Here is a 21353-nt window from a genome sequence, read left to right as displayed (position 1 = left end):
ATGTCTGACCTCCGCAAGATCAACATCGACGGGCACGAGATCGAAGTCGAGGGCGCAATGACCCTGATTCAGGCCTGCGAAGTGGCCGGGATCGAGGTGCCGCGCTTCTGCTATCACGAGCGTCTGTCGATCGCGGGCAATTGTCGGATGTGCCTGGTCGAGGTCGTGGGCGGCCCGCCGAAACCGGCGGCCTCCTGCGCGATGCAGGTGCGCGACCTGCGCCCGGGGCCGGAAGGCCAGCCGCCGGTGGTCAAGACCAACTCGCCCATGGTCAAGAAGGCCCGCGAGGGCGTGATGGAATTCCTGCTGATCAACCACCCGCTGGATTGCCCGATCTGCGATCAGGGCGGCGAGTGCGATTTGCAAGATCAGGCAATGGCTTATGGCGTCGACTTCAGCCGCTTTCGCGAGGCCAAGCGTGCGGTGGACGATCTGAATCTGGGCCCGCTCGTTGGCACCGCGATGACCCGCTGCATTTCCTGCACCCGCTGCGTCCGCTTCACCACCGAGGTGGCTGGCATCACCCAGATGGGCCAGACCGGCCGGGGCGAGGATGCCGAGATCACCAGCTACCTGAACCAGACGCTGGATTCGAACCTGCAGGGCAACATCATCGACCTGTGCCCGGTGGGTGCACTGACCTCGAAACCCTATGCGTTCACCGCCCGTCCCTGGGAATTGACCAAGACCGAGAGCATCGACGTGATGGATGCGCTGGGGTCGAACATCCGCGTCGATACCAAGGGCCGCGAGGTGATGCGTATCCTGCCGCGCAACCATGACGGCGTGAACGAAGAGTGGATCAGCGACAAGACCCGCTTTGTCTGGGACGGGCTGCGCCGTCAGCGGCTGGACCGCCCCTATGTGCGCGTAGATGGCAAGCTGAAACCCGCCACCTGGCCCGAAGCGCTGAGCGCCGCCGCCGCTGCGATGAAGGGCAAGAAACTTGCCGGCCTGATCGGTGATCTGGCCCCGGTCGAGGCCGCGTTTGCACTGAAACAACTGGTCGAGGGACAGGGCGGCGAGGTGGAATGCCGCGTTGACAATGCCCGCCTGCCGATCGGCAACCGGGGCGCCTATGTGGGCACCGCCGCCATCGAGGATATCGACGACGCCGATATGATCCTGCTCATTGGCACCAACCCGCGCGACGAGGCGCCGGTGCTTAACGCACGTATCCGCAAGGCCTGGACCCGGGGCGCCGAAGTGGCGCTGATCGGCCCCGCCGCCGATCTGACCTATGACTATTTCCACGCCGGAACCGACCGGCAGGCGCTGGCCGACATGATCGCCGAGGGCGTTTCGGACGAGACCCGCGAGAACAAGAAATCGCTGGTGATCGTGGGGCAGGGCGCCCTGCGAGAGGCCGACGGTCTGGCGGTTCTGGCGGCGGCGCAGAAGATGGCCGAAATCTCGGGCTCGGGCCTGTTGGTGCTGCACAGCGCGGCGGGTCGTGTGGGTGCAATGGATATCGGCGCGGTGACCGAAGGCGGCATCGAGGCGGCCATCGGCGGAGCCGAGGTGATCTATAACCTGGGTGCCGACGAGGTCGAAATCGACGCGGGTGCATTCGTGATCTATCAGGGCAGCCATGGTGATCGGGGTGCGCATCGTGCCGACGTGATCCTGCCCGGCGCCGCCTATACCGAGGAAAACGGCCTGTTCGTCAACACCGAAGGCCGCCCGCAATTGGCGATGCGCGCGGGCTTTGCCCCCGGCGAGGCCAAGGAAAACTGGGCCATCCTGCGGGCGCTGAGCGCCGAGCTGGGCGCGACCCTGCCGTTCGATTCGCTGGCGCAGCTGCGTCAGGCGCTCGTGGCTGAGGTGCCGCATCTGGCGAAGATCGACCAGGTGCCGGAAAACGTGGTCGAGGCGCTGGAACAGGGCCCGCTGGGCGCGGCCAGCTTCCGCAACGCGGTGGACGATTTCTATCTCTCGAACCCGATTGCGCGGGCCAGCGCCCTGATGGCTGAACTGTCGGCCGCCGCCAAGGCGCGTCGGGCGGAGAAGATTGCCGCCGAATGACCCGTATTGCACTCATATCGCCCCTGGCCCTGATGGCCTGTGCCGACCCGGCGCAGGATCAGGTGTCGCGTTTCGCGCCCCAATACATGGGTGTCGAAACCGCGCTGCTGGAAGGTGATCTGGTGCAATTCGGGGTGCGGATGAGCGGCGCGCGCAGCGCCGCCGATCTGGATGACTATGCCGAATGCGCGGCAGCCCAATATGCCCTGATCCGGGGCTACGGCTTTGCGCGTCATTTGCGCACGAATGTGAATGAAAAGGGTGGCGTGTGGGCGGCGGATGCTGTTTACACCATCTCGCCATCCCTGCCGCGCGGGGCAAAGACCATCGACGCCGAAGTCGTGGTCGCGCACTGCGCCGAAAACGGAATACCCACGGTGTGAGGACCTATGGCTGAATTCTTTGACACCCCAGGCGGCATAGCCCTGATCATCCTGGCACAAGTGCTTGCGGTCGTTGCCTTCGTGATGATCTCGCTTCTCTTCCTCGTCTATGGCGACCGCAAGATCTGGGCCGCGGTCCAGATGCGCCGGGGCCCCAACGTGGTGGGCGTCTATGGCCTGCTGCAATCGGTGGCCGACGCGCTGAAATACGTGGTCAAGGAAGTGGTCATTCCCGCCGGCGCCGACCGGACGGTTTTCATCCTCGCGCCGATGACATCTTTTGTTCTGGCGATGATCGCCTGGGCGGTGATCCCGTTCAACGATGGCTGGGTGCTGAGCGATATCAACGTCGCTATCCTCTATGTGTTTGCCGTCTCCTCGCTTGAGGTTTACGGCGTGATCATGGGCGGCTGGGCCTCGAACTCGAAATACCCGTTCCTGGGTAGCCTGCGGTCAGCTGCGCAGATGATCTCTTACGAGGTCTCCATCGGCCTCATTATCATCGGGGTGATCCTGTCCACCGGCTCGATGAACTTCGGCGATATCGTGCGAGCGCAGGATACCGGCTGGGGCTTCTTCGGCTGGTACTGGCTGCCGCATTTCCCGATGGTCTTCCTGTTCTTCATCTCGGCGCTGGCCGAGACCAACCGCCCGCCCTTTGACTTGCCCGAGGCGGAATCGGAACTGGTGGCGGGCTATCAGGTGGAATATTCCGCCACGCCCTTCCTGCTGTTCATGGCAGGGGAATATATCGCCATCTTCCTGATGTGCGCGCTGACCTCGCTGTTGTTCTTCGGCGGCTGGCTGTCGCCCATTCCGGGCCTGCCCGATGGGGTGCTGTGGATGGTCGCCAAGATGGCGTTCTTCTTCTTCCTCTTTGCAATGGTCAAGGCGATCACGCCCCGCTACCGGTATGACCAGCTGATGCGGCTGGGCTGGAAGGTCTTCCTGCCGTTCAGCCTGGTCTGGGTGGTGTTTGTGGCCTTTGCGGCGAAATTCGACTGGTTCTGGGGCCTCTTCGCCCGCTGGACCGTGGGAGGCTGATCATGGCGAATATCGACTATACCCGCGCCGCCAAATACTTCCTGCTTCAGGATTTCTGGGGCGGCATGAAGCTGGGGCTGAAATACTTCTTCGCCCCCAAGGCGACCGTGAACTATCCGCATGAAAAGGGGCCGCTCAGCCCCCGCTTTCGCGGTGAACATGCGCTGCGCCGTTACCCGAATGGCGAGGAACGCTGCATCGCCTGCAAACTGTGCGAGGCGATCTGCCCGGCGCAGGCGATCACCATCGACGCCGAACCGCGCGAGGACGGCAGCCGCCGCACCACGCGTTACGACATCGACATGACGAAATGCATCTATTGCGGCTTCTGCCAGGAGGCCTGCCCGGTCGATGCCATCGTCGAGGGACCGAATTTTGAGTTCGCAACCGAAACCCGCGAAGAGCTGTTCTATGACAAGGAGAAACTCCTGTCGAACGGCGACCGCTGGGAGGCCGAGATCGCCCGCAACCTGGAACTGGATGCGCCCTACCGATGACCGATGCGCCGAAAAACCCGTTCGAGATGATGCTCGCCCAGGCCCATGACATGGCCAAGGCGTTCAATCCGGCATTGGAGAATTTCTCTCCCTCCGAGGCCTTCAAGGGGTTCGAGGCGATGTGGCCGACCATGCCCAAAGAGGTCATGGAACTGATGTTCGGCAACACCGTCAACAAGGACGGGCTGGATGCCAAAACCCGGCTGCTGCTGACGTTGGCGGGGCTGACCTGTCAGGGTGCCCAGGCCGATACCGCCGTGCGCCAGACGGTGCGCCACGCGCTGGAAGCGGGGGCGAGAAAACAAGAGATCGTGGAAACGATCGGACAGATGTCGGTCTTTGCCGGCATTCCGGCCATGACCCGCGCGCTGAATTTGGCGCAAGAGGTCATGGGCGATAATGGGGACGATGATCAATGAGCGTGTTTGCGTTTTACCTCTTTGCCATCAGCGCCATCACTGGCGGGCTGTTCACCGTGATCAGCCGCCAGCCGGTGCATTCGGTGCTGTGGCTGATCCTGGCCTTCATCTCTTCGGCGGGCCTCTTTGTGCTCTTGGGGGCCGAGTTTGTGGCCATGCTGCTGGTCATCGTCTATGTCGGCGCGGTCGCGGTTCTGTTCCTGTTCGTCGTCATGATGTTGGACGTGGATTTCGCCGAGCTGAAGGCCGAAATGGCGCGCTATATGCCGCTGGCCTTGCTGATCGGGCTGGTGATCCTGATGCAGTTCGTCATGGCCTATGGCGCCTGGGAAACCGCCGAGGGTGCCGCCGGGCATCTGGCACAGCCGGTGCCGGCGGATCGCCACAATACCGAGGCTTTGGGCCTTATCATCTATGATCAGTATTTCCTTCTGTTCCAGCTTGCCGGTCTGATCCTGCTGGTGGCGATGATCGGAGCCATCGTGCTGACCCTGCGTCACCGCCAGGACGTCAAGCGTCAGGACGTGATCGCACAGATGATGCGCGACCCGGCCAAGGCAATGGAACTCAAGGACGTAAAACCGGGGCAGGGGCTGTGAGCGACCCGATTTTTTGCAAAAAAATCGGCCCGAAATCTTTGCAAGATTTCGGTGCCGCGCGAAGGACAGGATGGACGAATGATCGGACTTGAACATTATCTAACGGTCGCGGCGACGCTGTTCGTCATCGGCATTTTCGGTCTGTTCCTGAACCGCAAGAACGTGATCGTTCTGCTGATGAGCATCGAACTGATGCTTCTGGCGGTGAACATCAACCTTGTGGCCTTCTCCTCGTTCCTGGGCGATCTGGTCGGGCAGGTCTTTACACTCTTTGTGCTGACCGTCGCTGCCGCCGAGGCCGCCATTGGCCTCGCCATCCTCGTCTGTTTCTTCCGCAACCGCGGCACCATCGACGTCGAAGACGTCAACGTGATGAAGGGGTAAGGGATCATGGAAACAACCATCCTCTTTGCCCCGCTCGTGGGTGCCATCCTGTGCGGGTTCGGCTGGAAGTTCATTGGCGAGAAAGCTGCCATGTGGACCGCCACGGGCCTGTTGTTCCTGGCCTGTGCGCTCAGCTGGATCGTGTTCCTGGGTTTTGACGGCCATACCCAGCAGATCGAGATCTTGCGCTGGATCGAGAGCGGGTCGCTCTCGACCTCGTGGTCGATCCGCCTCGACCGGTTGACCGCGATCATGCTGATCGTGGTGACGACCGTCTCCGCGCTCGTGCATCTCTACAGCTTCGGCTATATGGATCACGACCCGCAATGGCGCACCGGTGAAAGCTACAAGCCGCGTTTCTTTGCCTATCTGTCCTTCTTCACCTTCGCGATGCTGATGCTGGTGACGGCGGATAACCTGGTGCAGATGTTCTTTGGCTGGGAGGGCGTGGGCGTCGCCTCGTACCTGCTGATCGGGTTCTACTATCGCAAACCCAGTGCCAATGCGGCGGCGATGAAGGCGTTCATCGTCAACCGGGTGGGCGACTTTGGCTTTGCGCTGGGTATCTTTGCCCTGTTCTTCCTCGTGGACAGCATCAACTTCTCTGACATCTTTGCCGCCGTGCCGACGCTGGCTGAGACACAGATGACTTTCCTCTGGCGTGAATGGAACGCGGCCGAGGTGATCGGCGTGCTGCTGTTCATCGGCGCGATGGGCAAATCGGCGCAGCTGATCCTGCACACCTGGTTGCCCGACGCGATGGAAGGCCCGACCCCGGTGTCGGCGCTGATCCACGCGGCCACCATGGTGACGGCGGGCGTGTTCCTGGTCTGCCGGATGTCGCCGCTCTATGAATTTGCGCCGGGTGCGGCCGGTTTCATCACCGTGCTGGGCGCCACCACCGCGTTCTTTGCCGCGACCGTGGGTCTGGTGCAGACCGATATCAAGCGCGTGATCGCCTATTCGACCTGTTCGCAGCTGGGCTACATGTTCGTGGCCGCCGGCGTGGGCATGTATTCGGCGGCGATGTTCCACCTGTTCACGCACGCCTTCTTCAAGGCGCTGCTGTTCCTTGGCGCAGGCTCGGTCATCCATGCGATGCATCACGAGCAGGACATGATGAACTATGGCGCACTGCGCAAGAAGATCCCCTATACCTTCTGGGCGATGATGATCGGCACACTGGCCATCACCGGTGTCGGCATCCCGCTGACAACCATCGGCTTTGCCGGGTTCCTGTCCAAGGACGCGATCATCGAAAGCGCTTATGCGGGTGGATCCGCCTACGGGTTCTGGCTGCTGGTGATCGCCGCGTTCATGACCTCGTTCTACAGCTGGCGACTGATCTTCCTGACCTTCTACGGCGAGGCGCGGGGCGACAAACATACCCATGACCACGCCCATGAAAGCCCCAAGGTGATGCTGGTGCCGCTGGGCGTGCTCAGCCTGGGCGCGGTGTTTGCGGGGATGATCTGGTACGGCAACTTCTTTGGCCATGCCGATCAGGTGGGCAAGTTCTATGGCATCCCGGTGGCCGAGGCCGCTGCGGGTGGTCAGGACGCGGCCCATGGCGCCTCGGACAGCGACACGGTCAGTGGCAGCGATGCAAGCCATGGCAACGCGGACGCCGGTCACGGCGATGACGCGACGCATGGCAAGAGCGAGGGCGAGCATCACGCAGCCTTTGCCGGGGCACCGGGCGAGGGAGCGCTTTACTTCGGTCCCGACAACCATGTGCTGGACGATGCCCACGCGGCCCCGAAATGGGTCAAGGTCTCGCCCTTCATCGCGATGGTGCTGGGTCTGGCGCTGGCCTATCTGTTCTACATCGTCAATCCCGAGCTGCCCAAGCGGCTGGCGGCCAATCAGCGTCCGCTCTACCTGTTCCTCAAGAACAAGTGGTATTTCGACGAGATCTACGACGCCATCTTTGTCCGCCCGGCGCTGGCCCTGGGCCGGCTGTTGTGGAAACGCGGTGACGGCGGCACGATCGACGGCTTCCTGAATGGCGTCGCCATGGGCGTGGTGCCCTATTTCACCCGCCTCGCGGGCAAGGCTCAGTCGGGCTACATCTTCACTTACGCTTTCTGGATGGTTCTGGGCATCGCTGCCCTGGTCACCTGGATGTCGATCGGCGGGGGCGCACACTGATGGACAACATCCTTTCCATTGTCACCTTCATCCCGGCCCTGGCCGCGGCGATCCTGGCCGTGTTCCTGCGGGGCGAGGATGCCGCAGCCCAGCGCAATGCCAAATGGGTGGCGCTGTTTGCGACAACCGTGACCTTCCTTGTGTCCATCGGTATCTATGCCGGCTTTGACCCGGCCGACACCGGCTTTCAGATGGTGGAAGAGGCCGAATGGCTGATGGGCCTGAAGTACAAGATGGGCGTTGACGGGATCAGCGTTCTCTTCGTGCTGCTGACCACCTTCATCATGCCGCTGACCATCCTGGCCAGCTGGGAGGTCACGACCCGCGTCAAGGAATACATGATCGCCTTCCTGCTCTTGGAAACACTCATGCTGGGCGTGTTCATGGCGCTCGACCTGGTGCTGTTCTACCTGTTCTTCGAGGCAGGGCTGATCCCGATGTTCCTGATCATCGGGATCTGGGGCGGCAAGGAGCGCATCTATGCCTCCTTCAAGTTCTTCCTCTACACCTTCCTCGGCTCGGTGCTGATGCTGGTGGCGATGGTGTCCATGTATGTGGATGCCGGCACCACCGATATCGCGCTGCTGATGAAGCATCAGTTCTCGTCCGAAAGCTTCAGCGTGCTGGGCGTGCACGTGCTGGGCGGGGCGCAGACCCTGATGTTCCTGGCCTTCTTCGCCAGCTTTGCGGTCAAGATGCCGATGTGGCCGGTGCATACCTGGTTGCCGGACGCGCACGTGCAGGCGCCGACCGCCGGTTCGGTGGTGCTGGCCGCGATCCTGTTGAAGATGGGCGGCTACGGCTTCCTGCGCTTCAGCCTGCCGATGTTCCCCGTGGGGGCAGAGGTGATGACCGACCTGATCCTGTGGCTCTCGGCCATAGCGGTTGTCTACACCTCGCTGGTGGCGATGGTGCAGGAGGACATGAAGAAGCTGATCGCCTATTCCTCGGTCGCGCATATGGGCTTTGTCACCATGGGCATCTTTGCCGCCAACCAGCAGGGTGTCGACGGGGCCATCTTCCAGATGCTCAGCCACGGCTTCATCTCGGCGGCGCTGTTCCTGTGCGTGGGCGTGATCTATGACCGGATGCATACCCGCGACATCGACGCCTATGGCGGTCTGGTGAACCGGATGCCGACCTATGCCCGCGTGTTCATGCTGTTCACCATGGCCAATGTCGGCCTGCCGGGCACCAGCGGGTTCATCGGTGAATTCCTGACCCTGATGGGCACCTTCCAGAAGAACACCTGGGTCGCGGCGGTGGCCGCCTCGGGCGTGATCTTCTCGGCGGGTTATGCACTGTGGCTCTATCGCCGGGTGGTGTTCGGGGATCTGATCAAGGAAAGCCTGAAGGCGATCACCGACATGACCTCGCGTGAGCGCGCCATCTTTGCGCCGCTGATCGTGATGACCATCCTGCTGGGGGTCTATCCCGCGCTGGTCACCGATATCATCGGGCCGTCGACTGCTGCGCTGATTTCGAACTTTGACACGGCCCTGGCCGCGGCCGAGACCGCGACCCAGGTCGCATCGCATTAAGGGAGCTTTGGGAACATGATCCAGGCTGATCTGTACATTATCCTGCCCGAGATCGTTCTGGCGCTCTATGCGATGGCGGCGCTGCTGGGGGCGGTCTACACCACCAAGGACGGGATGGGACCGGCGCTGGTCTGGGCCACGGCGGCACTGATGGCGGTGCTGGCGATCTGGATCGCGACCCAGGACAGCGGCACCCGCGTGGCATTCGGCGGCATGTTCGTCGATGACGCGTTTGCCCGCTTTGCCAAGGTGGCGATCCTGTTGTCGGCCGGTGCCGTTCTGCTGATGAGCCAGGACTACATGGCGCGGCGCGGGCTGTTGCGGTTCGAATATCCCTTGCTGGTGGCGCTGGCCGCTGTCGGCATGATGATGATGGTCAGCGCCGGCGACCTGATGTCCCTTTACATGGGGCTAGAACTGCAATCGCTGGCGCTCTACGTCGTAGCCTCGCTGCGCCGCGACAGCGTGAAATCGACCGAGGCGGGTCTGAAATACTTCGTGCTGGGTGCGCTGAGTTCCGGCCTGCTGCTTTACGGCGCCTCGCTGGTCTATGGCTATACCGGCACCACGCTGTTCTCGGGCATCCTGACCAGCGCCCATCATGGTGAGGTCTCGATCGGGTTGCTCTTTGGTCTGATCTTCCTGATCTCGGGTCTGGCGTTCAAGGTCTCGGCGGTGCCGTTCCATATGTGGACGCCGGACGTCTACGAAGGCTCGCCCACCCCGATCACCGCCTTCTTTGCCACAGCGCCCAAGGTGGCGGCGATGGGTCTGTTCGCGCGCCTGATGTTCGATGCCTTCGGCAATGCAGTCAGCGATTGGCAACAGGTTCTGGTGGTGCTCTCGGTCCTCAGCATGTTCCTGGGCGCGGTGGCCGCGATTGGCCAGCGCAACATCAAGCGGCTGATGGCGTTCTCCTCCATCGCGCATATGGGCTATGCCCTGATCGGTCTGGCCGCGGGCACCCAGGCAGGGGTGCAGGCGATGCTGATCTATCTGGCAATCTACGTCACCATGAACGTGGGTACCTTTGCCTTTATCCTGATGATGGAGCGGGACGGCCAGCCGGTGGTGGATATCGACGCCCTGCGCCAGTTCTCGCGCCGTGATCCGGGCAAGGCGCTGGCGGTGCTGATCCTGATGTTCAGCCTAGCGGGCGTGCCGCCGATGCTGGGCTTCTTCGCCAAGCTGGGCGTCTGGCAGGCCGGTATCGACGCCGGGCTGATGGGGCTGGTCGTGGCCTCGGCCATCGCGTCGGTCATCGGCGCCTTCTACTATCTGCGCATCGTGTTCTACATGTATTTCGGCGCCGAGAACGAGGAACCGATCGACACCCATTCCTCGCCCGTGCTCTGGGTGGCGCTGATGGGGTCGGCCGCGATGATGCTGGTGGGGCTGTTCTATCAGTTCGGGGTTGAAGGGGCGGCTGCCGCCGCGGCGGCGACGCTTGTCAACTGATCCTGCAACACAACCGACAAAGGAGGGCTCGGTCCGTGGACCGGGCCTTTTTGCGCAATGAGTGAATGGCCTCAAGGCTACGGCAAGCGGGTGCTGGACGAGGTCGACAGCACGCTGAACGAGGCAGGCAGGATCGCATCGACCGTGTCGGGGCCGGAATGGATCATGGCGCGGCGCCAGACCGCCGCCCGAGGGCGGCGGGGCAGGGCCTGGGTGCAAGCGCAGGGCAATCTGGCGGCAACATTGGTGATGCGCCCGGTGGGCGAGGCCAAACAGGCCGCGCTACGCAGTTTTGTCGCGGCGCTGGCGTTGTTCGATGCCTGTGTGGCGGTGACCGGACGGGCAGAGGGGCTGACGCTGAAATGGCCCAATGACGTGCTGCTGAACGGCGGCAAGCTGGCGGGTATCCTGCTGGAAAGCACCGGCCACGGCAGTGGTGTGGCGCATCTGGCCATAGGCGTCGGGGTCAACCTGGCCGATGCCCCCGGCGCCGACGCGGTCGAGCCGGGCGCGGTCCGCCCGGTCTCGCTGGTCTCGGAGACCGGCGCGCAGGTCGAGCCCGAGCTGTTCCTGACCGAACTGGCGGCTGCCTTTGCGCGATACGAGACGCAGTTCCTGACCTATGGATTTGCGCCTATCCGCAGTGCCTGGCTGGCCCGCGCCGCGCGTCTGGGCGAGGTGATCACCGCACGCACCGCGACGTCTGAAACCGTGGGCACCTTTGAAACGGTGGACGCCGAGGGCAACCTTGTCCTAAACACCGCCCAGGGCCGGGTCAGCATCCCGGCGGCAGAGGTCTATTTCTAGGGAGACAGGGCCATGCTTCTGGCCATTGACTGCGGCAATACCAATACCGTCTTCTCGATCTGGGATGGCGAGAAATTCCTGTGCACGCTCAGGACCTCGACCCATCACGCGCGCACGGCGGATGCCTATTTCACCTGGTATTCGACCCTGATCAAGCATTACGGGATCGAAACCGACATCACCGATGTGATCATCTCGTCCACGGTGCCGCGCGTGGTGTTCAACCTGCGCGTCTTTGCCGACCGGTTCTTTGGCTGCCGTCCGCTGGTGGTGGGCAAGCCCGACTGCCTGCTGCCGGTGCAGCCGCGTGTCGATGCGGGTACCGCCGTCGGCCCCGACCGTCTGGTCAATGCCGCCGCTGCCTATGACCGCCATGGCGGCAACAAGATCGTGGTCGATTTCGGTACCGCGACCACATTCGACGTGGTCGATGACGACGGCGCCTATGTGGGTGGCGTGATCGCGCCCGGCGTGAACCTCAGCCTTGAGGCGCTGCATATGGCGGCGGCGGCGCTGCCGCATGTGGATATCGCCAAGCCGCAGGCGGTGATCGGCACCAATACCGTGGCCTGCATGCAATCGGGCGTGTTCTGGGGCTATGTCGGGCTGGTCAAGGAAATCTGCGCCCGCATCAAGGCGGAACGCGACCGCGATATGCAGGTGATCGCGACCGGCGGGCTGGCGGCGCTGTTTCAGCAAAGTGAAATTCTGTTCGATATCTTCGAAGACGATCTGACGATGCACGGGCTGACCGTGATCCATCGCTATAACAAGGAAAACGGGACCGTATGAGCCGTGAGAGATTGATCTACCTTCCATTGGGGGGCGCCGGCGAGATCGGCATGAACGCCTATGTCTATGGCTATGGCAAGCCGGGCAAGGAGCGGCTGATCCTGGTCGATATCGGTGTCGCCTTCTCCGATATGGACACCACGCCGGGGGTGGATCTGATCTGGGCTGACATCTCGTGGCTGCGAGAGAATGTCGACCGGCTTGAGGCGGTATTCATCACCCACGCGCATGAGGATCACGTCGGCGCGGTTGCCCATACCTATGACCAGTTGCGCAAACCGATCCACGCGCGTGCCTTCACCGCAAACCTCGCCCGGCGCAAGATGGCCGAACTGGGCCTGCCCGAGGAGGCGGTACAGACGGTTTCGGCCTGGCCCGAGCAGGTGCAGGCCGGTCCCTTTACCGTCGGGTTCCTGCCGGTGTCGCACTCGATCCCGGAAAGCGCCGCGCTGGTCATCGAGACGCCCGCGGGCCGGATCGTGCATAGCGGCGATTTCAAGCTCGACCCCAACCCGGTGGTGGGCGAGGCTTTTGATCCCGAACTCTGGGGCTCGGTGGGCAAAAGCGGGGTGCGGGCGCTGGTCTGCGACTCGACCAACGTGTTCTCACCCAATCCGGGCCGTTCGGAATCCGAGGTCGGCCCCGAGATCGAGAAACTGGTGGCAGGCGCCACCGGCATGGTGGTGGCGACCACATTCGCCTCGAACGTGGCCCGAGTGCGCACCCTGGCCGAGGCGGGCGCCCGGGCCGGGCGCTCGGTGGTGCTGCTCGGTCGCGCGATGCGGCGGATGATCGAGGCCTCGATGGAAACCGGCGTGCTGACCGAGTTTCCGCCTGTGATCAGCCCGGAAGAGGCGCAGGACATCCCGCGCGATCATCTGATGCTGATCGTGACCGGCAGCCAGGGCGAACGCCGCGCCGCCAGCGCCCAGCTGGCGCGCGGCAAGTATCGCGGGCTGGAACTTGCCGAGGGCGATCTGTTCCTGTTCTCGTCCAAGACCATCCCGGGCAACGAAAAGGAAGTCATCCGCATCATCAACCAGCTTAGCGAAAAGGGCGTGGATGTGGTTGACGACAGCTCGGGCCGGTATCACGTCTCGGGCCATGCGAACCGCCCCGACCTGGAGCGGGTACATGCGCTGATCGACCCGCAGATGGTGATCCCCATGCATGGCGAGCACCGGCACCTGCGCGAACATGCGCGCGTGGCCGAGGCGGGCGGGCGTCAGGGCGTGGTGGCGGTGAACGGTACCATGCTGGATCTCAGCGGCAATGCGCCCGTGGTGGCCGCCCATATAGAGACCGGGCGCACCTATCTTGACGGCACGGTGCAGGTGGGCGCGCTGGACGGGGTGATCCGCAACCGGATCCGGATGGCACTGAACGGCCATGTGACGGTCACGGTGATCCTGGACGAAGAGGACGAACCGCTGGGCGAGCCCTGGTGCGACGTCATGGGTCTGCCCGAGATCGGCAGCTCCAAGGCGCCGCTGGTCGATGTGATGGAAGAGGATCTGAACCAGTTCCTCATGCGCTCGAACCAGAAGACCCTGCGCGACGATGACCGGCTGGAAGAGGCGCTGCGCCGGATCGCGCGCCAGACCGCCCAGGCGGAGATCGGCAAGAAGCCGGAAGTAACGGTGGTGATCAGCCGCATGCGCTGAGCCGGGCGCGGGACAAGGTCTTGAAAAAGACCTTGTGGGCAAGATTTGACTTCAAATCTTGCCGCGCCTAGCCAAGGCCGGGCTACCCGGTCTCGGGCATAGGATAGCCGCGCAGGCGCAGGAACAGGCTCGCCTCTTCGTTGTTGTGGAAATAGGGCACCGAGGCGGGCGGTTCGGGGTCGGTCACCCGGCCCGCGACCTCGGCGAGCACCACCTCGGTGATGAAGGGCAGATCGAACCTGCGCGCGTCTTTCAATGGGATCCATTGCAGGTGTGACAGCTCGTCCGAAGCGTGGGTGAAATCGTCCAGGTCACCCGAGATCGCCCCGGCATCGACCAGGAAGAACCGCGCGTCGAACCGGCGCGGCCGACCCGGCGGGGTCAGGGCCCGGAACACGAATTGCAGCGCCTCGGCCGCCGGCAGGTGGCCGGTCGCTGCGAAGCTCTGCCAATCATTCGGCACCATGCCGGGCCAGTCACCGGGACGGCCCAGGATCAGGCCGGTCTCTTCCCACAGTTCTCGCACCGCGGCCACCGCCAGCGCATGGCCCAAGCCCTGAGGCGCCTTTTCGGTCAGCCGGTCGGCGCAGACAGGTGGCAGCGGGCTTGCCAGCGGCACCTGCGCGTCCTCGGCATCCACCGCGCCACCGGGGAAAACGAACTTGTTGGGCATGAACGCCGCCTTGGCGCCACGCTGTCCCATCAGGATTGCGGGATTGTCCAGCCGGTCGCGCAGCACGATCACCGTGGCCGCATTGCGGATTTCCGTCTTGTCCTGCTGTTCTGTCATGTCCCCTCCTGCCGGGCCGGGGATCAGCGGTTCTTGTCGAACCCGTGCATACGGCGTGCCCATTGATAGGCGACCACCATCCCCTTCAGCCGAGGCAAAAGGTAGAGCGAGAGGCTCAGGCATCCAAGCGCAAAAATGGTAAACAGCGTCATCGGGCTGGGCCGCCAGGTCTCGAAGACCACCAGCAACAGCGGTGCCATCAGGTGGCCCACCAGCAGGATGGTCAGATAGGCCGGGCCGTCATCGGCGCGGTGATGCATGTATTCTTCGCCGCATTCGCTGCAATGGTCGTTCACCTTGAGATAGGAATGTAGCAGCCGCCCCTCGCCGCAATTGGGGCAACGCCCGCGAAAACCCGTCAGGATGGCGGGCCAGGTCGGGCGGTCGGTCTCGGCGCAGAGGGCTTGATCGGTCATGGGGTCTCTCGGTCTAGGATTGCCCGTCAATCTGGGCCTGTTTCGTCGCCGGGAAAAGGCCACTTGCGGGCCTTGCGTCGGCATGTCGCAAAAAGGGGCGGGCTCAGGGCATCTTTACCCCGGCGCGCCAGCAATGGCAAAATATTGTCGCCGCCCGCGACGGAGTTTCACCGCCCGGCCGTTACAAGGATACGAACGGCGGCACGGGGCCGCTGGCGAGCAAGGGAAACCGATATGAAACATGCAGGCTTTATCGCAGCCCTCCTTTTGACCGGTGTCGCGGTCACCGCCACCTCGGCGCTGGCGATGGGTCCGGGGGGCGGCATGCGCCATAACTTCTCCGAGATCGATGCCGATGGCGATGGCAAGATCACGCCAGAGGAGATGCAAGGCCACCGTGCCGCCATGTTCACCGGTGCCGATTCCGATGGCGACGGCAAGCTGAGCCAGGCCGAGCTTGAGGCGCAGGCCATGACCCACGCCAAGGCGCGGGTCGCGTGGATGCTGGAGCGGCATGATGCGAACAAGGACGGAGCACTGAGCCAGGACGAGATGCCGAAGCACCAGAAAGAGGGCAAATCCATGCGTATGTTCGAACATATGGATGCCGATGGCGACGGGGCGATCTCGGAGCAGGAGTTTTCGGAAATGCAGGCTCGAGGGCATGACCGCCATGGCGGCCATGGCATGAAACACGGTTGCGACGGTAAACGGAAAAACTGAGACCGATGGAGCGACGCGCTTCGACAGACGGGCCGGCAGAGGCCGCCGGCCCGGCGGACGAGGCGCTGTTGACGCGGTTTGCCAAGGGCGATCCCCAGGCGGCGCGGGATTTGACCGGTTGCCTGGGGCCTCGGGCCTTCTCCGTGGCGCTCAGGGTGCTGGGCAACCGGGCCGAGGCCGAGGACGTGGCACAAGAGGCGATGCTGCGCCTGTGGCGGATGGCGCCCGAGTGGGAGCCGGGCCGGGCGCGGATCAGTACATGGCTCTACCGTGTGACGCTGAACCTGTGCCTTGACCGCAAGCGGCGGGCGCAGCCGGTCGATCTGGGCACCGTGCCCGAACCGCCGGACGACGCGCCACCAGCGATCGAGGTCCTGCAACAGGCGGCGCGGATCGATGCGTTGCAGGCGGCACTGATGCACCTGCCGGACCGGCAGCGGCAGGCGGTGGTCCTGCGCCATATCGAGGAACTCTCGAACCCCGAGATCGCCGAGATCATGGGGATCGGGGTCGAGGCCGTGGAAAGCCTGACAGCACGGGGGAAACGGGCGCTTGCCGGGCAACTGGCCGGACAGCGCGCAGCTTTGGGGTATGACGATGACGGATGACATGACCGATCTGGACCGGATGCTGCACGCGGCGCGCGCCGGGCGGGACGACCTGCCCGAGGCGCTGGCGCAGCGGATGCTGGCCGACGCGGCCGGGGTACAGGCCAGCCTGACCCCACGACCCGTGCCGGGGCGCGATCTGCATGCGCATGGCGCCTGGCGTGCTCTGCTGGCGGCGCTGGGGGGCTGGCGCGGCATGGGCGGGCTGGCCACCGCCTGTGCGGCGGGGGTCTGGATCGGCGTCGCACCGCCCGAATTCCTGCCGGATCCGGCGCAACTGGTGCTGGGTACACAGACCGAAACCGAGACGCTGGGGTTCTATGACCTGGCCGACATCATCAGCGAGGATGGGTGAATGACAGAGGAGAAAAAGACGCTGGGCTGGCCGCTCCGCCTGTTGTTGCTGGGCTCGCTGGCCCTCAACCTGCTGGTGATCGGTCTGGCGGTGGGGGCCATCTGGCGCTTTGGCGGTGATCATGGTCATCGGCCACCGCTGCCGATGGCGGCAACGCTGTACAGGGCCTTGCCGGACGCCGACCGCGACTATCTGCGTCAGCATGCGCATGGGCGGCTGGATGCCCGGCAGACACGTCGCGCGCAGGATATGGCCGAACTGGCGGCGGCACTCAGGGCTTCGCCCTTCGACGCAGCGCGGTTCGCCGCGCTTCTGGAACAGCATGAAATGCGGCGGGCCGAGGGGCATGAGGTCATGCGCGCGGCATTGATCGACCGGATCGCCTCGATGGATACCGGTGCGCGTGCCGCCTATGCCGACCGCATCGAACGGATGCGGATGCACGGACATCCCCGGCGCGACCGGAACTAGAGGGATGGCGGCTCAGGCCGCTGCCGCATCGGCCAGAGACACCCGGTTGCGCCCGGTATCCTTGGCCCGATAAAGCGCCCGGTCCGCCTGTGCGATCAATTCGCCGGGGCTGAGCGGTGGTTCGGTCCCGGCGGGGGTGACGGTGACAAGCCCGATACTGGTGGTGACTGCGATCGGGTGGGCCTGTCCAGGCACCACGAAGGGTTCGCCATTTATCCGGGCACAAAGCCGCGAGGCGGCACCAAGCGCCTGTGTTTGTGAAACGCCCGGCAGCACGATCAGAAACTCCTCTCCGCCGATGCGGGCCAACAGGTCGCCCGAGCGCATCTGGCAGCTCAGCCGCCGGGCGGTTTCGACCAGAACGGCGTCGCCGGCGGGGTGGCCAAAGCGGTCGTTGATGCCCTTGAAATGGTCCAGATCCGCCAGCATCACTGCAAAGGGCTGCCCGGTCTCGGCAGCCTCGTTCAGGATGCGGTCCAGCGCGGGCAGGGCGTAACGGCGGTTGTGCAGCCCGGTCATCGGGTCAGTCAGTGCCGCCTGTAGGCGCGCGTTCAGCGTGCTGCGGAACCGGTCCGCGCGGGCCTTGCGCCGTAGCAGCGTTTCGAGACGCAACACCAGTTCGCGCAGGGCAAAGCCGCCGGGCATCACATCGTCGGCGCCCCGGTCCAGCGCGTCGGCGGCAAGGTGCGCGTTGGCGGGATTGGGAATGGCCAGGATGGCGGCATTGCGTGTGCTGCCGCGGGCGCGCAGATCGGCCAGCAGGCGCAGGCCGGTGGTGCCATCGCTCAACTCGACCACGATCACATCCGGCTCACGGTCACGCAGCAGGTGCTGGATATCCTCCATCCGGTGCAGGTCGATCCGATGGGCCACATGCCCCTTGAGGCGGCTGCGCCAGATGGCGCCGGTGCCGGGGGTCTCGGTGACCAGCGCGATATCAGCGATCCGGGCCGGACCGCGGAACGCGGCGGTCTCCTCGGCAAAACCCATGTCGCGGGCGCCGCTTTGCAGGCGCAATTCCTCGATCCCGGCATAGGCGCGGATCAGGCTGCGGACCCGCGCCAGCAGCACCACGTCGTCATAGGGTTGGGACAGCACATCCTCGATCCCGCTCTCCAGCGCGCTCAGCCGGGCGGTATGGTCGTTCTGCCCGGCGATAGCGATCATCGGGATGTTGGCTAGGCTCTCATCGGCCAGCAGCGCGCGTTTGACATCCATCGCGGTGCCATCGGGCAGGGTCATCGCGCACAGGATCAGGTCCGGGCGCACCCTGCGCAGCAATGCGCCTATCCCCTCCAGCCGGTCGGTCTGCACCACATGGTACCAGGCTGCCGACAGCTGCACCTTGAGCATGATCCGGTTGGTGGAGACACCGTCGAGGATCAGTATCGTTCCCTGCACGGTCCCAGCCTTTCGACTATTGTTTCCAATTCTTGTCAAAGTGTTTATGAGACAGGTTAACAAACCCTTTCCAACCCTCTCCCAGCCGGAGCTTGCATGCGAATTTCCGCCGATGCCGCCGAGACGCTGGCCTTGAAGGCGCTGACTTGGCTGGTGACCAATGACGAGCTGTTACCTGTGTTTCTGGGCTCGACCGGCGCCGATATCGGCGATCTGCGCGCGCGGGCGGGAGACAGGCAGTTTCTTGCCTCGGTGCTGGATTTCCTGACAATGGACGATGCCTGGGTCATTGCCTTTTGCGATGAACAGGGCATTGCTTATGATCAGCCGATGCAGGCGCGCGCCGTTCTGGGTGGTGGCGAGATGCATTGGACCTGACCCAGACAGACGGAGCCAAATCACATGCCGATCGACGCGCTCTTGTTCGACAAGGACGGAACACTGTTCGACTTTGCCGCCACTTGGGGGGCCTTCGGGCGTGCCTTTCTGATCCGCATCGGCGATGGCGATGCGGCACGTGCGGCGCAGTTGGGCGCCATGATCGGTTTCGATTTCGATGCCGCGCGCTATGCCCGTGACAGTGTGGTGATCGCAGGCACGCCGGGCGAGATCGCCGAGGTTTTGCTGCCAGAGCTTCCGGGGGTCAGCCACGGCGCACTGGTCGACATGATCAACGAGGAAAGCGCCCGCGCGCCGCAGGTTCAGGCGGTGCCGCTGGCGCCCTTTCTTGATGCGATGCGCGCGCGCGGTCTCAGGCTGGGCGTTGCCACCAACGATGGCGAGGCCCCGGCGCGGGCGCATCTGGGTTCGGTCGGGGTGGCGGACCGGTTCGATTTCATCGCCGGGTTCGACAGCGGCCATGGGGCGAAGCCGGGGCCGGGGCAGTTGTTGGCCTTTGCCGACCGGATCGGGCTCGACCCAGCGCGCGTGGCGATGGTGGGCGACAGTACCCATGACATGATGGCCGGGCGCGCCGCGGGAATGACCACTGTGGCAGTGCTCACCGGTATGGCCGGGGCCGAGGATCTGTCCCCTCATGCCGATGTCGTTCTGCCCCATATCGGCCATATCGGCGAGTGGTTGGGTCACTGACGCGAAATTTTGCGTCAATACGCCACTGCTCTGACCAAAAGCGACATGACGTGTCGTGGATAGAGCGGCTTTGCCCCGACAAGATGGGAACCTGACCAAAATGTCAGGAGGGTTCCATGGCTGATACCGACACCCGCAAACGCCGCGGCGGAGGCCGCGCCGGCGCCGCCGCCCGCAGGGGCAAGGCCGTCATCGAGCAGATGCCGTGGCGCCTGCCGGTCAATACCGACCGCCCGACCGAGCCGCTGTCCCCCGAGGGGGTCGAGGCGATCCATGACGGGGCCATGCGCATCCTCGAAGAGATCGGCGTCGCCTTTTACAACGAAGAGGCGCTGGCACTGTTCCGCGAAGCGGGCTGTAACGTGGATGGCGAGATCGTCCGCATGGGCCGCGACTGGGTGATGGAGATGGTGGCCAAGGCGCCGCGCGAGTTCACCCTGACCCCGCGCAACCCTGACCGCACGCTCAAGATCGGCGGCAATGTGATCCTGTTCGGCAATGTCTCGTCGCCGCCCAACTATTGGGACATGGAGATTGGCCGCAAGGTGCCTGGCAATCGCGAGCAATGCCGGAACCTGTTGAAACTGACGCAATATTTCAACTGTATCCATTTCGCGGGCGGCTATCCGGTCGAGCCGGTGGACATCCACGCCTCGGTCCGCCATCTCGACGTGCTTTATGACAAGCTCACGATCTCGGACAAGGTGATGCACGCCTATAGCCTGGGTAAGGAGCGGGTCGAGGATGTTATGGAGATGGTGCGCATCGCGGGCGGCCTCAGTGACGAGGAGTTCGAGGCGACGCCGCGGATGTATACCAACATCAACTCGACCTCGCCGCTGAAACACGACCATCCGATGATCGACGGCTGCCTGCGGCTGGCGCGGCGGGGACAGGCGATCGTGGTGACGCCCTTTACGCTTGCGGGCGCGATGGCGCCGGTGACCATGGCGGGCGCCGTGGCGCAATCGCTGGCCGAGGCGCTGTGCGCCATTGCCCTGTTCCAATATGTGCGCCCCGGCATTCCCTGCGTGATCGGGACGTTTACCAGCAATGTGGATATGAAATCGGGCGCGCCCGCCTTCGGCACCCCGGAATACATGCGCGCCACCCAGATGACCGGCCAGATGGCGCGGTTCTACGGGCTGCCGGTGCGCTCCTCCGGGGTCTGCGCCGCCAATGTGCCGGATGGTCAGGCCATGTGGGAGACATCCAACTCGCTCTGGGCGGCGGTTCAGTCGGGGACCAACATGGTCTATCACGCTGCCGGGTGGCTCGAGGGCGGGCTGATCGCCAGTCCGGAGAAGTTCATCATGGATTGCGAGGTGCTCCAGCAGATCCAGCGCTATATGGAGCCCGCCACCTATGCCACCACGCCGGACGATATCGCGTTGGAGGCGATCCGCGCTGTGGGCAATGACGGGCATTTCTTTGGTATCCAGCACACTCAGGACCGCTATACCACCGCATTCTACCAGCCGTTCCTGAGCGACTGGAAGAATTACGAGGGTTGGGAGGCGGCAGGCGCCATCTGGACGCCCGAGCGCGCCCATCACCTGTTCAAGGAGATCATTGGTAGTTTCGAGGCGCCGCCCATGGATGAGGGCATTCGCGAGGAGTTGGCCGATTTCGTGGCCCGCCGCAAGGCCGAGGGCGGCGCACCGACCGATTTCTGATCGCTCTGCACAGGTGTCTTTGCCGTTGGCAATCGCGGCGCTGGCCTCATAAACTGA

General features: G+C 63.9%; 23 protein-coding genes. 20 read left to right on the top strand and 3 right to left on the bottom strand.

The annotated features are described in order from the left end of the window. The 13 genes from nuoG to AC2FNA_RS03535 all read left to right on the top strand — a co-directional run bounded on the left by nuoG (position 1) and on the right by AC2FNA_RS03535 (position 13764). A complete protein-coding gene (gene nuoG / locus AC2FNA_RS03595; protein ID WP_496824518.1) occupies positions 1-2025 on the top strand; it encodes an NADH-quinone oxidoreductase subunit NuoG in 2025 nt (674 codons plus the stop codon). Beyond that, a complete protein-coding gene (locus tag AC2FNA_RS03590) occupies positions 2022-2408 on the top strand; it encodes a YNQ4 family lipoprotein (protein WP_496824517.1) in 387 nt (128 codons plus the stop codon). The genes nuoG and AC2FNA_RS03590 overlap by 4 nt, the downstream gene beginning before the upstream one ends. 6 nt (positions 2409-2414) lie before the next feature. Then, on the top strand, positions 2415-3452 hold the full coding sequence (gene nuoH / locus AC2FNA_RS03585) for an NADH-quinone oxidoreductase subunit NuoH (protein WP_234143507.1): 1038 nt from the start codon (positions 2415-2417) through the stop codon (positions 3450-3452). 2 nt (positions 3453-3454) lie between these two features. Further along, complete coding sequence (gene nuoI, locus AC2FNA_RS03580) at positions 3455-3949, top strand: NADH-quinone oxidoreductase subunit NuoI (protein WP_234138978.1); 495 nt, start codon at positions 3455-3457, stop codon at positions 3947-3949. Beyond that, positions 3946-4368, top strand: a complete 423-nt coding sequence (locus tag AC2FNA_RS03575) for a carboxymuconolactone decarboxylase family protein (protein WP_496824514.1) — start codon at positions 3946-3948, stop codon at positions 4366-4368. Before nuoI ends, AC2FNA_RS03575 begins: the two co-directional genes overlap by 4 nt. Further along, positions 4365-4967, top strand: coding sequence for an NADH-quinone oxidoreductase subunit J (locus AC2FNA_RS03570; protein WP_234138981.1), 603 nt, complete (start codon positions 4365-4367; stop codon positions 4965-4967). The genes AC2FNA_RS03575 and AC2FNA_RS03570 overlap by 4 nt, the downstream gene beginning before the upstream one ends. 78 nt (positions 4968-5045) lie before the next feature. After that, on the top strand, positions 5046-5351 hold the full coding sequence (gene nuoK, locus AC2FNA_RS03565) for an NADH-quinone oxidoreductase subunit NuoK (protein ID WP_011048465.1): 306 nt from the start codon (positions 5046-5048) through the stop codon (positions 5349-5351). A gap of 6 nt (positions 5352-5357) precedes the next feature. Next, positions 5358-7502, top strand: coding sequence for an NADH-quinone oxidoreductase subunit L (gene nuoL / locus AC2FNA_RS03560; protein ID WP_496802737.1), 2145 nt, complete (start codon positions 5358-5360; stop codon positions 7500-7502). After that, a complete protein-coding gene (locus AC2FNA_RS03555) occupies positions 7502-9043 on the top strand; it encodes an NADH-quinone oxidoreductase subunit M (RefSeq protein WP_234169454.1) in 1542 nt (513 codons plus the stop codon). Before nuoL ends, AC2FNA_RS03555 begins: the two co-directional genes overlap by 1 nt. Before the next feature lie 15 nt (positions 9044-9058). Next, entirely contained in the window at positions 9059-10501 is a 1443-nt protein-coding gene (gene nuoN / locus AC2FNA_RS03550) for an NADH-quinone oxidoreductase subunit NuoN (protein ID WP_496824511.1), read from the top strand. A 57-nt stretch (positions 10502-10558) separates the two neighbouring features. Continuing rightward, positions 10559-11308: a biotin--[acetyl-CoA-carboxylase] ligase gene (locus AC2FNA_RS03545; protein WP_496824510.1), complete on the top strand. Its 750-nt coding sequence runs from the start codon at positions 10559-10561 to the stop codon at positions 11306-11308. A 12-nt stretch (positions 11309-11320) separates the two neighbouring features. Then, positions 11321-12100, top strand: coding sequence for a type III pantothenate kinase (locus AC2FNA_RS03540; protein WP_496824508.1), 780 nt, complete (start codon positions 11321-11323; stop codon positions 12098-12100). Beyond that, on the top strand, positions 12097-13764 hold the full coding sequence (locus tag AC2FNA_RS03535) for a ribonuclease J (RefSeq protein WP_496824506.1): 1668 nt from the start codon (positions 12097-12099) through the stop codon (positions 13762-13764). Before AC2FNA_RS03540 ends, AC2FNA_RS03535 begins: the two co-directional genes overlap by 4 nt. Before the next feature lie 82 nt (positions 13765-13846). Here the strand turns inward: AC2FNA_RS03535 and AC2FNA_RS03530 are convergent, their stop codons facing one another. Both AC2FNA_RS03530 and AC2FNA_RS03525 read right to left on the bottom strand, forming a co-directional pair. Then, a complete protein-coding gene (locus tag AC2FNA_RS03530; RefSeq protein WP_496824504.1) occupies positions 13847-14554 on the bottom strand; it encodes an NUDIX hydrolase in 708 nt (235 codons plus the stop codon). A 23-nt stretch (positions 14555-14577) separates the two neighbouring features. Further along, positions 14578-14970 carry a DUF983 domain-containing protein gene (locus AC2FNA_RS03525; protein ID WP_234138989.1) on the bottom strand — a complete coding sequence of 131 codons (393 nt, stop codon included), beginning with the start codon at positions 14968-14970 and terminating at the stop codon, positions 14578-14580. A 234-nt stretch (positions 14971-15204) separates the two neighbouring features. Here AC2FNA_RS03525 and AC2FNA_RS03520 point away from each other — a divergent pair, with 234 nt between their 5' ends. From AC2FNA_RS03520 to AC2FNA_RS03505, 4 genes are read left to right on the top strand one after another with little or no spacing between them, the layout of a single operon-like run. Continuing rightward, positions 15205-15693, top strand: a complete 489-nt coding sequence (locus AC2FNA_RS03520) for an EF-hand domain-containing protein (protein WP_496824502.1) — start codon at positions 15205-15207, stop codon at positions 15691-15693. 5 nt (positions 15694-15698) lie between these two features. Continuing rightward, positions 15699-16301 (top strand): RNA polymerase sigma factor, encoded by a 603-nt coding sequence (locus tag AC2FNA_RS03515; protein ID WP_496824501.1) that lies wholly within the window; start codon positions 15699-15701, stop codon positions 16299-16301. After that, positions 16285-16656, top strand: coding sequence for a hypothetical protein (locus tag AC2FNA_RS03510; protein ID WP_496824499.1), 372 nt, complete (start codon positions 16285-16287; stop codon positions 16654-16656). Before AC2FNA_RS03515 ends, AC2FNA_RS03510 begins: the two co-directional genes overlap by 17 nt. Further along, positions 16657-17127, top strand: a complete 471-nt coding sequence (locus AC2FNA_RS03505; protein ID WP_496824497.1) for a periplasmic heavy metal sensor — start codon at positions 16657-16659, stop codon at positions 17125-17127. It begins immediately after the preceding gene. 12 nt (positions 17128-17139) lie between these two features. Here the strand turns inward: AC2FNA_RS03505 and AC2FNA_RS03500 are convergent, their stop codons facing one another. Continuing rightward, entirely contained in the window at positions 17140-18528 is a 1389-nt protein-coding gene (locus AC2FNA_RS03500; RefSeq protein ID WP_496824495.1) for a diguanylate cyclase, read from the bottom strand. Between the two features lie 96 nt (positions 18529-18624). On the opposite strand from AC2FNA_RS03500, the gene AC2FNA_RS03495 reads away from it, so the two are divergent. The 3 genes from AC2FNA_RS03495 (at position 18625) to AC2FNA_RS03485 (ending at position 21296) form a co-directional block, all read left to right on the top strand. Next, the gene (locus AC2FNA_RS03495) at positions 18625-18906 is read left to right on the top strand and encodes a DUF3572 domain-containing protein (RefSeq protein WP_496824493.1); all 282 of its coding nucleotides are present in this window, start codon (positions 18625-18627) and stop codon (positions 18904-18906) included. Between the two features lie 24 nt (positions 18907-18930). Continuing rightward, positions 18931-19620 (top strand): HAD family hydrolase, encoded by a 690-nt coding sequence (locus AC2FNA_RS03490; protein ID WP_496824491.1) that lies wholly within the window; start codon positions 18931-18933, stop codon positions 19618-19620. A 116-nt stretch (positions 19621-19736) separates the two neighbouring features. Further along, positions 19737-21296 (top strand): trimethylamine methyltransferase family protein, encoded by a 1560-nt coding sequence (locus AC2FNA_RS03485; protein WP_496824489.1) that lies wholly within the window; start codon positions 19737-19739, stop codon positions 21294-21296. The last annotated feature ends 57 nt before the right edge of the window (positions 21297-21353 follow it).

It is taken from the genome of Ruegeria sp. YKSD163 (genome assembly GCF_059612905.1).
This window is presented reverse-complemented; position numbering and strand designations above follow the sequence as displayed.

Excerpts from the sequence above, each read along its gene's own strand:
- nuoG (WP_496824518.1), top strand. The coding sequence starts at position 1 with ATGTCTGACCTCCGCAAGATCAACATCGACGGGCACGAGATCGAAGTC.
- AC2FNA_RS03590 (WP_496824517.1), top strand. The coding sequence starts at position 2,022 with ATGACCCGTATTGCACTCATATCGCCCCTGGCCCTGATGGCCTGTGCC.
- nuoH (WP_234143507.1), top strand. The coding sequence starts at position 2,415 with ATGGCTGAATTCTTTGACACCCCAGGCGGCATAGCCCTGATCATCCTG.
- nuoI (WP_234138978.1), top strand. The coding sequence starts at position 3,455 with ATGGCGAATATCGACTATACCCGCGCCGCCAAATACTTCCTGCTTCAG.
- AC2FNA_RS03575 (WP_496824514.1), top strand. The coding sequence starts at position 3,946 with ATGACCGATGCGCCGAAAAACCCGTTCGAGATGATGCTCGCCCAGGCC.
- AC2FNA_RS03570 (WP_234138981.1), top strand. The coding sequence starts at position 4,365 with ATGAGCGTGTTTGCGTTTTACCTCTTTGCCATCAGCGCCATCACTGGC.
- nuoK (WP_011048465.1), top strand. The coding sequence starts at position 5,046 with ATGATCGGACTTGAACATTATCTAACGGTCGCGGCGACGCTGTTCGTC.
- nuoL (WP_496802737.1), top strand. The coding sequence starts at position 5,358 with ATGGAAACAACCATCCTCTTTGCCCCGCTCGTGGGTGCCATCCTGTGC.
- AC2FNA_RS03555 (WP_234169454.1), top strand. The coding sequence starts at position 7,502 with ATGGACAACATCCTTTCCATTGTCACCTTCATCCCGGCCCTGGCCGCG.
- nuoN (WP_496824511.1), top strand. The coding sequence starts at position 9,059 with ATGATCCAGGCTGATCTGTACATTATCCTGCCCGAGATCGTTCTGGCG.
- AC2FNA_RS03545 (WP_496824510.1), top strand. The coding sequence starts at position 10,559 with ATGAGTGAATGGCCTCAAGGCTACGGCAAGCGGGTGCTGGACGAGGTC.
- AC2FNA_RS03540 (WP_496824508.1), top strand. The coding sequence starts at position 11,321 with ATGCTTCTGGCCATTGACTGCGGCAATACCAATACCGTCTTCTCGATC.
- AC2FNA_RS03535 (WP_496824506.1), top strand. The coding sequence starts at position 12,097 with ATGAGCCGTGAGAGATTGATCTACCTTCCATTGGGGGGCGCCGGCGAG.
- AC2FNA_RS03530 (WP_496824504.1), bottom strand. The coding sequence starts at position 14,554 with ATGACAGAACAGCAGGACAAGACGGAAATCCGCAATGCGGCCACGGTG.
- AC2FNA_RS03525 (WP_234138989.1), bottom strand. The coding sequence starts at position 14,970 with ATGACCGATCAAGCCCTCTGCGCCGAGACCGACCGCCCGACCTGGCCC.
- AC2FNA_RS03520 (WP_496824502.1), top strand. The coding sequence starts at position 15,205 with ATGAAACATGCAGGCTTTATCGCAGCCCTCCTTTTGACCGGTGTCGCG.
- AC2FNA_RS03515 (WP_496824501.1), top strand. The coding sequence starts at position 15,699 with ATGGAGCGACGCGCTTCGACAGACGGGCCGGCAGAGGCCGCCGGCCCG.
- AC2FNA_RS03510 (WP_496824499.1), top strand. The coding sequence starts at position 16,285 with ATGACGATGACGGATGACATGACCGATCTGGACCGGATGCTGCACGCG.
- AC2FNA_RS03505 (WP_496824497.1), top strand. The coding sequence starts at position 16,657 with ATGACAGAGGAGAAAAAGACGCTGGGCTGGCCGCTCCGCCTGTTGTTG.
- AC2FNA_RS03495 (WP_496824493.1), top strand. The coding sequence starts at position 18,625 with ATGCGAATTTCCGCCGATGCCGCCGAGACGCTGGCCTTGAAGGCGCTG.
- AC2FNA_RS03490 (WP_496824491.1), top strand. The coding sequence starts at position 18,931 with ATGCCGATCGACGCGCTCTTGTTCGACAAGGACGGAACACTGTTCGAC.
- AC2FNA_RS03485 (WP_496824489.1), top strand. The coding sequence starts at position 19,737 with ATGGCTGATACCGACACCCGCAAACGCCGCGGCGGAGGCCGCGCCGGC.